Consider the following 14590-nt stretch of genomic DNA (forward strand, 5'->3'; position numbering starts at 1 on the left):
ATCAGCCTACGGCCTCACCGGGGCGTCTTCACCAGGGGCCGAACACGCGTTCCCCGGTGGCCGAGATGCCCTGGCAGACCTCCTCGACGGGCAGCCCCTTCGTTTCGGCCAGCGCGCGTACGGTCAGCGGGATGAGGTAGGAGGCGTTCGGCGCGCCCCGATGCGGCATCGGCGTCAAGTAGGGCGCGTCGGTCTCCACGAGCAGCTGGGAGAGCGGCGTCAGCGCAGCGGCTTCTCGTAGGTGCGGCGCATTCTTAAAGGTCACCGTGCCTGCGAAGGACAACACATACCCCCGGCGTACGCACTCCCGGGCGAAGAAGACGTCACCGGAGAAGCAGTGCAGCACGACGGTGTCGGGCGCACCGGCGTCGTCGAGCACCCGCAGAACGTCGGCGTGCGCGTCGCGATCATGGATGACCAGTGCTTTCCCCGTACGCTTGGCGATCTCGATGTGCCCGCGGAAGCTGTGCTCCTGCGCCTTGAGACCCTCTTCGCCGGTGCGGAAGAAGTCCAGCCCCGTCTCCCCGATCCCGCGTACGCGCGGCTGCCCCGCGAGCGAGTCGATGACCGCGATCGCGGCGTCCAGATCGGCCAGCCGAGGAGCCTCGTTCGGATGCAGCGCCACCGTCGCGAGCACCGACGGTTCCCGCTCGGCCAGCTCGGCGCTCCAGCGGGAGGACGCTTCGTCCACCCCGACCTGGACCAGCCGGTCGACGCCGACCGCCCGGGCCGCCGCAACCTGGTCGGCCACCGACCAGCCCGAGCCGTTCGACCCGACGATGTCGCTTTTGTCGCTTTTGTCGCCGGCAGCCGTCCTCCCAGCGTCGGCACCGGCCTCGGTCGAGCGACTGCCGGCGACGATGTCGCTTTTGTCGCCGGCAGCCGTCCTCCCAGCGTCGGCACCGGCCTCGGTCGAGCGACTGCCGGCGACGATGTCCAAGTGCACATGGCTGTCGAGGACGGCCACCGGCAGCGCAGCCGGCGCTTCCGGCGCTGGGCGTTCGCGGCGGTCGGCGGCACGGCGGCTGCGGTCGGTCACCTCGTGATCCTAGCCGCGCCGCTACCGCAAGATCCGCGTCGCTACAGCAAGATGCCGGTGTCAGATCTCGTAGCGGATGTCGAGGTCCTGTACGTCGGTGACCTCCGCCACTGGTGCCCACACTTCGTAGACTCCGCGCTCCTGGCACTGCGCTCCGGTAGCAGCGACGGTCACCGCATCCGGCTCGCAGATCCGCAGACGGGCCCAGTCGCCTTCGGCTCCGACGCCGGTGCAGAGCACTCCGCGCCAGCGGGCGTACCGGGTGCGGCGGGCAAGGGAGTCGACCGGGAACCGGGCGGCCCGGGACATGGCCAGTACGCGGAAGGTCTCGGGCGGATCGGCGACCGCGTCGTGCTCGGCCTCCTGGAACCGGCCGACGAGGCGGCTGAACGGGCGCTCGCCGTGCAACGGGTGATACTCCTGCTCCGGTGCCACCCCGGGCAGTCCGTAAAGCAGCGGACGCCACTGTGGACCGGCCAAGCGCAGCCAGCCGCGTTGTTCCGGCTGATAGGTGTACAGAATCGCCTCGGAACCGTCCGGTGTGTACGCCACCAGCGAAGCGTTCGCCGTGAGCGGCAGATCGGCGAAGCCCGCGGTGTGGAATTCGGGGATCAGCTCGGTGCTGCTCGGGGCGAACCCGGTGCCCAGCACCGGCGGGCCGACCCGTTCGTGCGCCGGAATGGCGCTCAGTCCGTCACCGGGTCTCGGGTACGCGTAATCGACCGGATCGACCGCGCGCCACCGGAGCACGAACGTGACCGGCGCGGTCGGTTCGGCCCCGAGCACCGACCAGTCGCCCGGCGAACGCAGTGACGCCGTGTCGTAACCGCGGTAACAGAAGCCGGACACGACAGCGCCCCGCAGTACGCCGGCGACGGCGCGGGCGGGCAACGGCTTGACCATCCGGGTGCCGCGCCGGACGACGGCGGACGCGCGGACGGTGGCGATCAGCTCGGCATCCTCGCCGCGCACGTGCTGCTGGCTGAGCCGCTGGATCCTTTCCCAGCTCACGTCCCGGCTGAGCGGGACGAGCATCGGCCCGTCCTGCTCAACTGAGATGATCATGGAGTGATCGACAATCGTCACGATCAGCGACGCTAGTCGCCCAAAGTGAACGGAACGTGACCCACCGATGGCGCTGGATCAGGGATCTCGGCCGAATCTTGGGCTGACTGCACTCCTGGCGGCTCGCCCAAGAGGCTCCCCGGCGAGATTCGACCCACATCCCTGATCCAGCGCTGAAAAGCGCAGCCTCCAGCGCTGAAAAGCGCAGCCTCCAGCGCTGAAAAGCGCAGCGGGTCAGCCGGCCAGCCGGGCCAGCTCCTCCTCCACGATGGACGGATCGAGCTTCTTGAAGACCGGGGTCGGCGGCTTCAGCGGCGTACCGGGGACGATGTGAACCGTCTCCCACTTCGCGCCGTCGGTGTAGTCCCCGGTCAGGATCGGGTACGCCGGGCCACCGTCCAGGTCTTCGACCTCGACGATCTGCGGCATGGGCGCGTGGACCCCGGTCCCGCCGAGCAGCTCGTGGATCTGCTGGGCGGCGTGCGGGAGGAACGGCGTCAGCAGCGTGTTGCAGTCCCGGATGACCTGGAGCGCCACGTGCAGGACGGTGCCGAGCCGCTCCCGCTCGTCGTCGCCCTTGAGCTTCCACGGAGCCTGGTCGGAGAAGTAGCGGTTGGCCTCGGCGACGACCTTCATCGCCTCCGTGATGGCCTGCTTCTGCCGGTGGTGCTCGATGAGGTTGCCGACCGTCGCGAAGGCGTCCCGCGAGAGCGCCAGCAGGTGCTCGTCCTCGGCGGTCATCGGGCCGGCCGCCGGGATCTCCCCGAAGTTCTTCGCCGCCATCGAGATCGTCCGGTTCACCAGGTTGCCCCAGCTCGCCACGAGCTCGTCGTTGTTCCGGCGGAGGAACTCCGACCAGGTGAAGTCGGTGTCGGTGGTCTCCGGCCCGGCGACCGCGATGAAATACCTCAGCGCGTCGGCGTCGTAGCGGGACAGGAAGTCGCGGACGTAGATGACGACGCGGCGCGACGAGGAGAACTTGCGGCCCTCCATGGTCAGGTACTCGCTGGACACGACCTCGGTCGGCAGGGAGAGCTCGCCGAACGGGCCGGGCTGGCCGCCCTTGGTCCCCTGCCCGTTGTACGCCAGCAGCTCACCGGGCCAGATCTGCGAGTGGAAGGTGATGTTGTCCTTGCCCATGAAGTAGTAGGACCGGGGCTTCTCCGCGGCGGCCCACCACTTCTTCCAGGCTTCGGCGGTGTCGCCGAACCGGCGGGCCCACTCGACCGAGGCCGAGAAGTAGCCGATGACGGCGTCGAACCACACGTAGAGCCGCTTGGCGGGGTTGTCCTCCCAGCCGGGCAGCGGCACCGGGATGCCCCAGTCGATGTCGCGCGTCATCGCCCGGGGGCGTACGTCGTCGAGCAGGTTCAGGGAGAACTTCAAGACGTTCGGCCGCCAGCCTTCCCGCGTACGCAGCCATTCGCCGAGCGCGGGGGCGAGCGCGGGGAGGTCGAGGAAGAAGTGCTGCGTCTCGATGAACTTCGGCACCTCTCCGTTGATCCGGGAGTGCGGGTTGATCAGGTCTTCGGGATCGAGCTGGTTGCCGCAGTTGTCACACTGATCGCCGCGCGCGCTCTCATAGCCGCAGATCGGGCAGGTGCCTTCGATGTAGCGGTCGGGCAGCGTACGGCCGGTCGACGGGGAGATCGCCCCGTGCGTGGTCTGCTCGAGCATGTAGCCGTTGTCGTTGACCGTCTTGAACAACTCCTGCGCCACCTTGTAGTGGTTGCGCGTGGTCGTCCGGGTGAACAGGTCGTACGAGAGGCCCAACGCGGCGAGGTCCTCGACGATCACCCGGTTGTAGCGGTCGGCCAGCTCGCGCGGAGTGACACCCTCCTTCTCCGCCTCGACCAGGATCGGCGTGCCGTGCTCGTCGGTGCCGCTGATCATGAGCACGTCGTGACCGGCCATCCGCATGTAGCGGCTGAAGACGTCGGAGGGCACCCCGAACCCGGAGACATGGCCGATGTGGCGCGGGCCGTTGGCGTAAGGCCAGGCGACCGCGGCGAGAACGTGACTCATAGCCATAGAGCCTAATCCCCGGTCGGTCCGGCTCGACGCGGCGTAGTTGGCCGCGAGGACCGGGCTCGACCGGAACGAATGGCTCAGGGGACCAGAAGGGCGGCGAACTGGATATCACTCTCCGCGACACGCGAGGGAATGTCCAGCTAGATGCGGTTTTATCGGGAAGATGATGTAGTGACCGGATCAACGGAGTTCGACGGCGGCTCCGGTTCGCCGTCCACGCGCCCGGGGGGCGAAACGAGTCCCTGGGCCGCGCATTGGACCCGGCCCGAGTCCGACACCGAGTCCGCTCTCGTCGAACCGGTCGAGGAAGAGCTACCGGCTGAGATTCCGGCCCAACCGGTGGTCACCGTCGCCGCCCCGGCCGCGCTCCGCGCCGTGCCGGTCGAGGCCGAGGCCTGGCCCACGCGCGAGATGATGGCGGGTCGCACGGTCCGCGGTCACCGCCCGACCGCGTCTCGTCCGGCCAAGCAGGAGCAAGGGGTACGCACAACGTCAGTCCTCGGCCTGGCGGGCTTGGTTCTCTTCGCGCTCCTGGCCGCGTTCTTCGCCTGGGTGACCGCCGAACCGCTGTGGCTCGCGGTCGGCCACGGGCACGACGGGAAGGCCAGCGTCATCCAGTGCGTCGGCAGTGGCGTCAGTCAGCGCTGCGTCGGCGACTTCACCGCCGACTCCGGCCTGGTCGTCGAGCGGGTGGCCCTGCTCGGAGTGGATCAGTCGACCCTGCCACAAGGCGAGCAGTCGCAGTTGTCCGCTCGCATGGTCGGCTCGCACAGCGATCAGGCGTACGTCGGGGATGCCTTGCGCGGGCTGCATTTGCGCTGGGTGATCAGCTTCTGCCTCGCCATGCTCTGCGGTCTCGGGATCGCCCTGAGCACCGGTGCGATCCGGTTCAGCGACCCGAAGGCCCGGCGGGCGGCCGTCGCCACCAGCCTGGCCGCCCCGCTCCTCCTGATCATCGGCTTCCTCGCCGCCTCCTACTGACCGCTGAGCGTTGATCATGAACCTAAGGTTCCGCCTGTGCGGCGTGTCGGCCCCCTAAGGTCGTGATCAACAGACGCGGCAACGCCGCGTTGATCACGACGACGGGGGCGGTGACACGCCGCCGAAGCGGACCTTAGGTTCATGATCAACGCGATGGGGCGGGGGCGACTGCGGCGGCGTACACCTCGCGTTTGGCGACGCCGTAGGCGGCGGCCACCGCCTCGATCGCATCCCGGCGGGTGAGCCCGGCCCTCACCTGCTCGGCCACGAGCTCGCGGAGTTCGTCGTCGCTCGGCCGGGGCGTCTGCTGCGGCGCGGCCCCCGCGACGACGAGCGTGATCTCGCCTTTGAACTGCGCTGCCGCGTCACTCAACTCGGCCAGCGGCGCTCTGCGTACCTCTTCATATGTCTTGGTGAGCTCGCGGCAGAGAGCGGCCGCACGGTCGGGACCGAACGCGGACGCCAAGTCGCGGAGCGTGGCCTCGATGCGATGCGTGGACTCGAAGAAGACGAGCGTGCGGGGTTCGACGGCGAGTTCGGCGAGCCGGGCGCGGCGCGCGGACCCGGTACGCGGCAGGAAGCCCTCGAAGCAGAACCGGTCGACGGGCAGGCCGGACAGGGCGAGCGCGGTGGTGACCGCGCTGGGGCCAGGCGCGCAGGTGACCGGTACGCCCGCCGCGAGAGCCGCCGTGACCAGCCGATATCCGGGGTCGCTGACGCTGGGCATGCCGCCGTCGGTGATCAGCGCGACGGTCGTGCCGGACCGAAGGAGATCGACGAGTTCGGGTGTCCGCTTCTCCTCGTTGCCCTCGAAGTAGCTGATCAACTTTCCGGGCATCTCGATCGAAAGGTCGCGAGCGAGCCGGATCAGCCGCCTGGTGTCCTCCGCCGCGATGACCTCGGCGCTGGCGAGCGTCTCGCGCAGACGCGTCGATGCGTCGGCCGGATTTCCGAGCGGCGCGCCGCAGAGGATCAACATGGTGACAGTATGGTCGAGCAGCTCACAGTCGCTCGCACCGCTAGGGGAGAAACGAGCGCTAGTATGCGGCCATGACGATTGCCCCCGAAGCGACCGCCAGCGTCCCGCACCCGGCGGCACCGGGCGCCCCGGCCGTCTCCGACATCCGGCAGCGCCTGCTGCCGATCGATGTCAAATACGACCCGTGGGCCTGGCTCGCCATGGGCATCGTCACGCTGATCGCCGGCATTCTGCGCTTCGTCGGGCTGGACGCGCCCAAGGGCAAGATCTTCGACGAGGTCTACTACGCCACCGACGCGCACAACATCTGGCGGCTGGGCTACGAGTGGGACGAGAAGGCCAACACCGCCGGTTACGTGGTGCACCCGCCGTTGGGCAAGTGGCTCATCGGCATCGGTGAGCAGATCTTCGGATACAACGAGTACGGCTGGCGATTCTCCGCCGCACTATTCGGCACGGCCAGCGTCCTGATGCTGATGTTCGTGGCGCGTCGCCTGTTCGGGTCGATCGCGCTGGCCTGCGCGGCCGGGCTGCTCATGTCGTTCGACGGGATGCACTTCGTACTCTCCCGCTCGGCGCTGCTCGACATGTTCCTCATGTTCTTCGTGCTCGCCGCGTTCACCTGCCTCGTCCTCGACCGACAGCAGCGCCGGCGGCGCTGGGTGGAGTTCGTCGAAGCCGGCGGCGACCCGGCCGGGCGCGGCCGGGCGAGCCGCCCCCGGTTCGCCGTCCCGTGGTGGCGGATCGCCGCGTTCGTCATGTTCACCCTGGCGTTCAGCGTCAAGTGGAGCGCGCTCGCCTTCCTCCCGATCATGGTGTTCCTCGTCTACTGGTGGGAGATCGGCACGCGCCGGGTCGTCGGCGTACGCCGCCCGATCGTGGACACCCTGCTCGACGAGACCGGCTGGTTCCTCGTGTGCGCCGTGCTGTTCTTCGGCATCTACCTCACGACGTGGAGCGGCTGGCTGCTCACCGACGGCGGGTACAACCGGCACTGGCTCCGCGACACCGGCGGCCACGAACTCCCGGTCATCGGGGCGCTGCAGAACCTGTGGCACTACCACCAGCAGGCGTACGACTTCCACACGCACCTCGACGATCCGCACACCTACCAGTCGTGGCCGTGGCAGTGGCTGCTGCTGGCCCGTCCGGTCGCGTTCTACTGGTCGAGCAACGACCCCTGCGGCGGCGGCAGCTGCGCCGCCGAAGTCGTCCTCAACGGCACCCCCGCCCTGTGGTGGGCCTTCCTGCCCGCCCTGGCCGCGCTCGTCTGGCTGGCGATCTCCCGCCGCGACTGGCGCGCCGGCGCGATCCTCGGCTTCATCGCGATGGGCTGGCTCCCCTGGTTCTACTACGAGCTCGACAACCGCACGATGTTCTTCTTCTACGCGCTGCCGCTCGAGCCGTTCCTCATCCTCGCCGTCGTCTACGTGCTCGGCGCGATCATGGGTCCCGGCAAGGACGGGCTGCCCGACGAGAAGAGACGGATGACCGGCGCGGTGATCGCCGGGGCGTTCGTGTTGCTCGTGGCGCTGAACTTCGCGTACTTCTATCCGATCTTCACCGGGCAGTCGATTCCCTACGACTCCTGGCTGCACCGGATGTGGCTCGGCAACCGCTGGATCTAGGTCTTTCGAGGGGCGTTATCCGGGATCTTTCGAGGGGGCCTTATCCGGGATAACGTCCCCTCGCCGCGTGTTGAGGCCGCGTTATCCCGGATCCGGTGAGCAGATCCGGCCAGGTTGTCGGGCCCTTTCCCTAGCGTTTCCCGCATGAGCGCATACATCCTTCCGGAGCAAGCCCTCGTCCGCGAGGTGACCGGCCCCAATCGCACCGGGCAGATCTCCGCCACCCCCTCGGCGGACGGGCGATGGGAGTTCAGCCTGATCATCTGCGACGGCGACGGGCAGGTCATGACCGACCTCACCGGCGTCATCGCGCCCGACGACGTCAGCCTCGTCCTCAGCGTCCTGCCGTTGGAGGTCGCCACCATGGGAGCGTGGGGCGGGCCACCGACGGCGGCCGCGGAGCGGCGGCGCAAGCATCCCAACCTCTATCAGAAGTGGACACCCGCCGAGGAGGCCGACCTCCTCCAGCAGTTCCAGGCCGGCGAGGCGTACGCCGAGATCGCGAGATCGCTCGGCCGGACGGTGGGCGGCGTGAAGGCCCGCCTCGTACGCCTCGGCCACCTCACTCCACAGCAGGCAGGCTGGCCGATGGGGAGCCAGCGGGCTACCGCCGACGCCTGAGCCGCCTGATCCGAGTGGCAGGATGGTCGGATGTCCTCACTGATCATCCGCCCCGGAACCCTCGACGACGTCACCACCGTCCTGCGCTTCATGGATGAGGCGACCGCCTGGCTGGTGTCCATCGGGCGTACCGACCAATGGGGCAGCGAGCCGCACTCGACCAACCCGAAGCGGATCGCGCAGATGGAGGGCTTCGCCCGCGCCGGAGGACTGTGGATCGCCGAGGCCGGCGGCCGACCGGTCGGGGCGCTGTCGGTCGGCGAGGCACTCCCGTACGCACCACCGGCGCAGGAGCCGGAGCTTTACGTCCAGTTCCTCATCTCCGACCGCACCGCCAAGGGCAGCGGCGTAGGTTCGGCTCTGCTCGACCATGCGCGTGAGCAGGCCCGAGCCCTCGGCGTCGGAGTGCTGCGCCTCGACTGCTTCGCCGGTGGCGAGGGCGCGCTGATCCGTTACTACGAAGGGCAGGGGTTCACCCGGGCGGAGACGTTCTCCGTCACCCAGGGCGAACGCGACTGGCCCGGGCAGGTCATGACCCAGCGGCTCTGACCCCCAGCGTCGCGTTCGGCGCCGCGTTCCATGATCATGGTCATTTCCGCGTCGCCATGGTGACCGAGAAGTTCCCATGATCTTGGAAGGCCGGCCGGGCCAGCGGGGCGAGCCGAGCGTTCAGCCGGACCTGCAGACGTGGGTGACGTCGCGCAGTTCCTGGGCGCACTCGGCGCACTCCCAGTGACGGCAGTAGAGCCCGCAGTCCAGGCACATCGACCAGGCGGGACGCATCAACCCGTGCCCGGTGGGGCACGCCTGCACCCGGCCTCGCTGGCGAGGCGGATGACCGTACGGGAGCCAGATCTTCGCGCGTCCCACGGACGGAGACTATCGAACGGATGTTCGTCAGAGTCAAGGCACGACACGCCCGCATCGAAGGCGAGGATCGCCTGGTGACGTTGGGTTTTGTCGCGGTCACGGTGCGCCGCCGACAATCTAAGAGTTGACTTATATAAGCTGGACCTGAAATAGTCGGGGCGTGCACGCGTTCGACGTTCTCGGCGACCCGGTACGCCGTCGGATCCTGGAGTTGCTGGCCGACGGCGAACAACCCGCCGGCGTCGTGAGCTCGACCGTGCAGGCCGAGTTCGGCATCTCCCAGCCTGCTGTCTCACAGCATCTCAAAGTGTTGCGTGACAACGGATTCGCGACCGTACGCGCCGAGGGCACCCGTCGCCTGTACGCGCTCGATCCGGGCGCGCTGGCCGAAGCCGACGAATGGCTCGGCCGATTCCGGGCGTTCTGGAGCCAGCGCCTCGACGCGTTGGCCACCGAACTGGCCCGCGGCCAACGCGAAGCCCACCGCCGTGAAGCTGCGGACAGCGAGGCTGCGCAACCCGAAACCGGCCGACGGGAAAGCCGATCAGGAGAACAGGAGCAAGCCAATGATGGACATCATCGCAGAACTCGCCGCCGTGCAGCGTGAGACGGGAAGCCGTCCACTGCCCAACGGCGAAGCCAAAGTCGTCCGGCTGCGTCGCGCGTACGACGCGAAGATCGACGACGTCTGGGACGCCCTGACCAGCGCCGAACGGCTGAACCGGTGGTTTCTGCCCGTGAGCGGCGACCTGCGCCTGGGTGGGCAGTACCAGTTCGAGGGCAACGCGGGCGGCGAGGTGCTGGAATGCGAGCCGCCGGCGCGGCTGCGCGTGACCTGGTTCTTCGGCGAGCGAGCGGCGACCGACGTCTCCGAAGTGGTGGTACGCCTGGCCGAGGACGGCGGCCAGACGGTGCTGGACCTGGAGCACGTGGCGACCGTCGACCCCGAACGGTGGGCGACCTACGGCCCGGGCGCGGTCGGCGTCGGCTGGGAGCTCGGCCTCCTCGGTCTGCAATGGGAGCTGACCGGCGTGGAGGCGTCGATGGAGGAGCGCATGGCATGGGGCATGTCGGCCGAGGGGCGGCAACTCGCCACGGGCAGCAGCGAGGCATGGGGCAAAGCGTTGCTCGCTTCCGGCGCCACGCCGGAGGAGGCAGCCACGGCCACGCGAAACACGACCGAGTTCTACGTTCCCCCGGAGCCCGCTGAATAGAAAGCTATCGTCGCGGTATGTTCCGCGATCCGTTCCCCATCTTCTTGACCGACGACCTGGCGGCGATCACGGCGTTCTACCGCGACCTTCTCGGCTTCGGCGAGGCATACCGGTTTCCTCCGTCTCCATTGGACGATCCCGAGTTCGTGGTGCTGAGTCTCGGCCCGGCCCAGTTCGGCTTCGGCCGGGCCGGCTCGGTCCCCCTGCACGGCCGCATGCGCAGCCTGGAAACCGGTAACCGCGTCGAGGTCTGCGTCTACACCGACAACGTGGACCTGGCGGTCGACTTCCTCCGCGAAGCCGGCACACCGGTCCTGTCCGAGCCGGTCGACCAGCCTTGGGGCGAACGAGCGGCCTACGTCGCCGATCCGGACGGCAATCCCGTCCTCATCGTCGCGCGCATCTAGCCCCCGCGCCACTCTCGCCTGACGGGAGGCCACGTTATCCGGCGATAGCGTGGCCTCCCGTCGTGGAATAGCCGCGTTATCCCGGACAACACGATGATCTTGCTGCGTTGGGCGTACCCTTGGTCATCTCATGGCCGACCACACTCGCCTGCTCGCGCTGAGCCACCAGCTTGCCGACCTCCACAACCGCCTCCGCGACCAGCTCGCGGACCTCGACGCCCCGGCCGATCTGCCGACCCACCGCCTCGCGTTCTGCGAGGCGCTCACACACCACCACACGAGCGAGGAAACAGGCGCGTTCACCCAGCTCGAAGCCGAATCCCCCGAGCTGCGCCCGATCCTCGACGAACTCCGTCGTGACCACGAGCAGATCGTCACCGCCCTGCAACAGCTCGCCGACAACCCCACCAAGCTCCAACGCGACACGCTCGCGGCGCTGCTGGAAACCCATTTCACCTACGAGGAACGCAAGCTGGCCGCGGCGCTGAACCGGCTCGATCCCACTCTCGGCCCAACCCTGCTGGGAACATGATGCCGACACCCGAGTTCATCCTCGCGCTCCGCGAGAAGATCGGCCACGACTTGCTGTGGATGCCGGGGGTCACGGCCGTGGTCCTCAATGCGGATCGTCAAATTCTGCTGGTACGCCGAAAGGACAACGGTCGCTGGACACTCGTGACGGGATGCCTCGATCCCGGCGAGCAACCGGCGATCGGTGCGCTTCGCGAGGTCTGGGAGGAAACCGGAGTCACCGCCGTGGCCGTTCGGCTGCTGCGCGTCCAAGCGCTGCCGCCGTCAACCTATCCGAACGGCGACCGGTCTCAGTTCATGGACATCGCATTCTTGTGCCACGCGGCGTCCGGTGACGCTTTCGTCAACGACGACGAGTCCACCGAAGTGGGCTGGTTCTCCACCGATGATCTGCCACCGCTGACCCGACGAGAAATGGACTGCATCGCCGACGCGTACGCAGACCGCGCTGAAGCCTGGTTCGCGTCTTAGCGCCCTGAATCACGAGCAAGCCGTGGCCCGGCACGCACCCTGCGGGCCCCTAAGCCGCCCAGCCTTCCCGGTACGCAGCTGCGCGATCAGTCCGTCCACATCAGACTGACTCTTGCGCCCGTCCACCCAGGCATGTCCGAGCCACTCGGCGTCGTGGCCGATTCCGTGCGCGGCTGCCGAGACGCAGTGGGTCCCCGGCCTAGTTCGGGACCGTGACGCAGAATTCGTTCCCCTCGGGGTCGGCCAGCGTCCGCCAGCCGTCGTACTCGGCGACGACAGTGGCACCCAGTCGGAACAGTTCGTTCAGATGAGCCTCGTCCCGGAGCGGGATGTCGATGTGCATACGGTTCTTGCCTGCCTTGGGTTCGGGAACCTCCTGGAGATGGAAGACCACCGTGCCGTCCGGTGAATCGATGGCCACCATCGGATCGGTCTCCGGCGTCCGGCCGATGGCGGCGAGCTTGGCCACCTCGTCCTCGTCGTACGCCCGAATCTGCCAGCCCAGCGCGACCTCCCAGAATCGCGCGAGTCTCGCTGCGTTACGACAGTCCAGCACTATCCCCACAACCGTACTCATTCAATGATGGTTACCGATTGAGAGCCGGTGTCGCGACCGATTTAAGACATCAGGATTCTGATCTCGCTCAGCCACTCGACGCCGATCCGGCGAGCGTCGGGGAACCGGTCGTTGCGATCCCAGCGCCATGTCGTGGCCATCGCGAGGGCAAGGATTCGGCAGTTCCGGAGCAGGTGGTGGTCGACACCCGGATAGTGGTCGGCGACCTCGACGGGCGCGTGGGCCAGGTCGAACTCGATCGGACCCAGGCAGCAGGTCTCGAAGTCGATGAAAAGAAGGCCGGCGTCAGTAGAGAGCAGGTTGCCCGGATGGGGTTCGCCGTGGAGGAGCTGTTCGGGCCGCCCGCTCTGACTTACGGTCTGGCGGAGGCGTGCCAACGTGTCTGCGAGGAAGGCCCGGTCTACGTCGGCTAGATCCGGTGTCCGTTCGTGGTCCGCCACAAGCGTCTGAGCCGCGGAAACTCGATCCGTGAACCGCGGAGCGGCCAGCTCGACTTTACGCATTCCGGCGTGCAGTCGTTCGAGCGCGTCGGCGTACGCAGCGGGTGGAATCGCCTGAGTGGTCACCGGTTCGTAGTAGGTCCACAGCGTGACGATGTAGTCGTCCCGGACGAAAACTTGCGGCGCTTCCAGCGCGGCCACGGGGCTGCCCAGGTCGGCCAGCCGCTGAGCGACATCCACCTCGAATCGCGCGGACTGGTCCGCCATCGGGGACACCCGGGCCAGTACGTCGCAGGGCCGCAGGCGCAGAGTCAGCTTGTTCGAGTCCTGAATGACGACGGCATCGCGGGCGATGAGACCGAGCTCCATCGCCGTTGACCTGGCGGCATCGATCGCCCGCTGGATTCCGTACGCCTCCACCGGGAAACCCTAGCCCGGCGTATGCGGCCCGGCAGCCGCATTTCCCCGGTACGCCCAGGTGGGGAAGAGCAGCAACGCTGTCGTGGCGTCGTCGTGGACTTTGCCGGTGAACTCACCAGTCTCGGCGTGCGCCGCCTCGGCTATTCGGATTCGGCGTACCAGGGCATCGGCACCCTGGTCGGTCAGGACGTCGAGCAACGCCCGCCACGTCATGATGGACAGCGAATCGACCGCGCCGGCCGCGCCGTCGGTGAGCAGCGCTATCCGTGACGCGCCCACCGGCACTTGTCCGGTGACTGCCTCGTCGGCCGCTTCGGGCGTCGCCGCCGCGATCCAGTAGCCGCCGGGTTGGTTGGTGCGCTTCCATTTGCCGGCGGTGTAGCCGCGATTGGAGCCGACGGCTTCACCTGCCGTGGGATCGGGCGGAACTCGGCGGAGTTCGGCGATGATCTCTCGGAAGCGGCCGTCTGTGATCGCGGTGACCACGCCGTCCACCTCGATGACGAGTGTGGTGTCGCAGAGCACGAGGTAGTCCACGGCCGCTGGCCCAGTGCGTACGAGGCAGACTGTGGCAGCCGGCGTGCTCGGCTGGTCGAGATCGCATTCGGGATGGAGCTCCCGGACGGTCCGGATGGCCGACCGGAGCAGCGTCGCGAGCGGCTCGGTCGGACCGGCCGTGTAGTGCTCGCACAGAGCTGCGACAAGCTGTCGGACGTACCACGCCGTCCCGTGGCGGCACCCTGAGTCGAAGCCAGGTGGCAGCGTCACGCCGTCAAGCACTCCGACAAGGTCGCCGATTTGGAAGACCGCGTCCTCGTTGACCGGCCGACCCGGAGCAGGACTGGTCGCGGTCCGAACTTCGATCATGAACCCACCCGGCTCGGCAGATACAGAAGAAGCCACTTCCCTCGACGGAAATGGCTTCTGAACTGGGTGGAGACGAGGGGATTCGAACCCCTGACCCCCTCGATGCGAACGAGGTGCGCTACCGGGCTGCGCCACGTCCCCCGGTTCGATCCGAATCCTCGGACCGGCGATAAGGCTAGCAGGTCTACCCAGCCGAGCGCGAATCACCCCCGCCGACGGCCGGGCCGGCGTGGTACGGCTTTCCGCGTACACGTGATCTTGGCTGAATGGCCGGACCGCGCGAAGCGGGACGGTAGGAGATGACCGGGCCGCCGACGGCGCGAGGGAGATCTTGCTGGCCCGTCTGCGCGGCCTCGAGGGCCGCGCGCTGGCGGATGAGCTCTTCCTGGAGGAGGCGCGCGGCCTCGCGGCGGGCGGCGGCGCGGCGGCGCTGGGCCCGGCGGACCTCG

The 14590-nt window shown here is 68.2% G+C and carries 17 protein-coding genes and 1 tRNA gene; 9 read left to right on the top strand and 9 right to left on the bottom strand.

The window, feature by feature from the left end:
* Positions 1 to 28 precede the first annotated feature (28 nt).
* The 3 genes from HOV77_RS04520 to metG form a co-directional block, all read right to left on the bottom strand.
* Complete coding sequence (locus HOV77_RS04520) at positions 29 to 1039, bottom strand: TatD family hydrolase (protein WP_290857865.1); 1011 nt, start codon at positions 1037 to 1039, stop codon at positions 29 to 31.
* 60 nt (positions 1040 to 1099) lie between these two features.
* A complete protein-coding gene (locus tag HOV77_RS04525; RefSeq protein ID WP_290857866.1) occupies positions 1100 to 2125 on the bottom strand; it encodes a hypothetical protein in 1026 nt (341 codons plus the stop codon).
* A gap of 213 nt (positions 2126 to 2338) precedes the next feature.
* Entirely contained in the window at positions 2339 to 4129 is a 1791-nt protein-coding gene (gene metG / locus HOV77_RS04530) for a methionine--tRNA ligase (protein ID WP_290857867.1), read from the bottom strand.
* A gap of 177 nt (positions 4130 to 4306) precedes the next feature.
* Here metG and HOV77_RS04535 point away from each other — a divergent pair, with 177 nt between their 5' ends.
* Positions 4307 to 5116 (top strand): hypothetical protein, encoded by an 810-nt coding sequence (locus HOV77_RS04535; RefSeq protein ID WP_290857868.1) that lies wholly within the window; start codon positions 4307 to 4309, stop codon positions 5114 to 5116.
* Positions 5117 to 5261: 145 nt separating this feature from the next.
* Here HOV77_RS04535 and rsmI read toward each other — a convergent pair whose 3' ends face one another.
* Positions 5262 to 6095 (bottom strand): 16S rRNA (cytidine(1402)-2'-O)-methyltransferase, encoded by an 834-nt coding sequence (gene rsmI, locus HOV77_RS04540; protein ID WP_290857869.1) that lies wholly within the window; start codon positions 6093 to 6095, stop codon positions 5262 to 5264.
* 71 nt (positions 6096 to 6166) lie between these two features.
* Here rsmI and HOV77_RS04545 point away from each other — a divergent pair, with 71 nt between their 5' ends.
* From HOV77_RS04545 to HOV77_RS04555, 3 genes are all read left to right on the top strand, one after another.
* Positions 6167 to 7723 carry a phospholipid carrier-dependent glycosyltransferase gene (locus HOV77_RS04545; RefSeq protein ID WP_290857870.1) on the top strand — a complete coding sequence of 519 codons (1557 nt, stop codon included), beginning with the start codon at positions 6167 to 6169 and terminating at the stop codon, positions 7721 to 7723.
* Between the two features lie 144 nt (positions 7724 to 7867).
* The gene (locus HOV77_RS04550; protein ID WP_290857871.1) at positions 7868 to 8344 is read left to right on the top strand and encodes a hypothetical protein; all 477 of its coding nucleotides are present in this window, start codon (positions 7868 to 7870) and stop codon (positions 8342 to 8344) included.
* 30 nt (positions 8345 to 8374) lie between these two features.
* Positions 8375 to 8893, top strand: coding sequence for a GNAT family N-acetyltransferase (locus HOV77_RS04555; protein WP_290857872.1), 519 nt, complete (start codon positions 8375 to 8377; stop codon positions 8891 to 8893).
* Between the two features lie 120 nt (positions 8894 to 9013).
* On the opposite strand, the gene HOV77_RS04560 is transcribed toward HOV77_RS04555, so the two are convergent.
* On the bottom strand, positions 9014 to 9214 hold the full coding sequence (locus HOV77_RS04560; RefSeq protein WP_290857873.1) for a hypothetical protein: 201 nt from the start codon (positions 9212 to 9214) through the stop codon (positions 9014 to 9016).
* A gap of 160 nt (positions 9215 to 9374) precedes the next feature.
* On the opposite strand from HOV77_RS04560, the gene HOV77_RS04565 reads away from it, so the two are divergent.
* From HOV77_RS04565 to HOV77_RS04585, 5 genes are all read left to right on the top strand, one after another.
* Positions 9375 to 9821 carry a metalloregulator ArsR/SmtB family transcription factor gene (locus HOV77_RS04565; protein ID WP_290857874.1) on the top strand — a complete coding sequence of 149 codons (447 nt, stop codon included), beginning with the start codon at positions 9375 to 9377 and terminating at the stop codon, positions 9819 to 9821.
* Positions 9784 to 10428: an SRPBCC family protein gene (locus HOV77_RS04570; protein ID WP_290857875.1), complete on the top strand. Its 645-nt coding sequence runs from the start codon at positions 9784 to 9786 to the stop codon at positions 10426 to 10428. Before HOV77_RS04565 ends, HOV77_RS04570 begins: the two co-directional genes overlap by 38 nt.
* Positions 10429 to 10445: 17 nt before the next feature.
* Entirely contained in the window at positions 10446 to 10835 is a 390-nt protein-coding gene (locus HOV77_RS04575) for a VOC family protein (RefSeq protein WP_290857876.1), read from the top strand.
* Between the two features lie 130 nt (positions 10836 to 10965).
* Positions 10966 to 11367, top strand: a complete 402-nt coding sequence (locus HOV77_RS04580; protein ID WP_290857877.1) for a hemerythrin domain-containing protein — start codon at positions 10966 to 10968, stop codon at positions 11365 to 11367.
* A complete protein-coding gene (locus tag HOV77_RS04585; protein WP_290857878.1) occupies positions 11364 to 11837 on the top strand; it encodes an NUDIX domain-containing protein in 474 nt (157 codons plus the stop codon). The genes HOV77_RS04580 and HOV77_RS04585 overlap by 4 nt, the downstream gene beginning before the upstream one ends.
* A gap of 199 nt (positions 11838 to 12036) precedes the next feature.
* Here HOV77_RS04585 and HOV77_RS04590 read toward each other — a convergent pair whose 3' ends face one another.
* The 4 genes from HOV77_RS04590 to HOV77_RS04605 all read right to left on the bottom strand — a co-directional run bounded on the left by HOV77_RS04590 (position 12037) and on the right by HOV77_RS04605 (position 14282).
* Positions 12037 to 12414 carry a VOC family protein gene (locus HOV77_RS04590; protein WP_290857879.1) on the bottom strand — a complete coding sequence of 126 codons (378 nt, stop codon included), beginning with the start codon at positions 12412 to 12414 and terminating at the stop codon, positions 12037 to 12039.
* Between the two features lie 41 nt (positions 12415 to 12455).
* Positions 12456 to 13274 carry an aminoglycoside phosphotransferase family protein gene (locus HOV77_RS04595; RefSeq protein WP_290857880.1) on the bottom strand — a complete coding sequence of 273 codons (819 nt, stop codon included), beginning with the start codon at positions 13272 to 13274 and terminating at the stop codon, positions 12456 to 12458.
* A 9-nt stretch (positions 13275 to 13283) separates the two neighbouring features.
* A complete protein-coding gene (locus HOV77_RS04600) occupies positions 13284 to 14141 on the bottom strand; it encodes a protein phosphatase 2C domain-containing protein (RefSeq protein WP_290857881.1) in 858 nt (285 codons plus the stop codon).
* Positions 14142 to 14208: 67 nt separating this feature from the next.
* Positions 14209 to 14282: transfer RNA gene (locus HOV77_RS04605), tRNA-Ala, on the bottom strand.
* Positions 14283 to 14590: the final 308 nt, after the last annotated feature.

Source organism: Hamadaea sp. (genome assembly GCF_013362815.1).
Taxonomy (GTDB): domain Bacteria; phylum Actinomycetota; class Actinomycetes; order Mycobacteriales; family Micromonosporaceae; genus Hamadaea.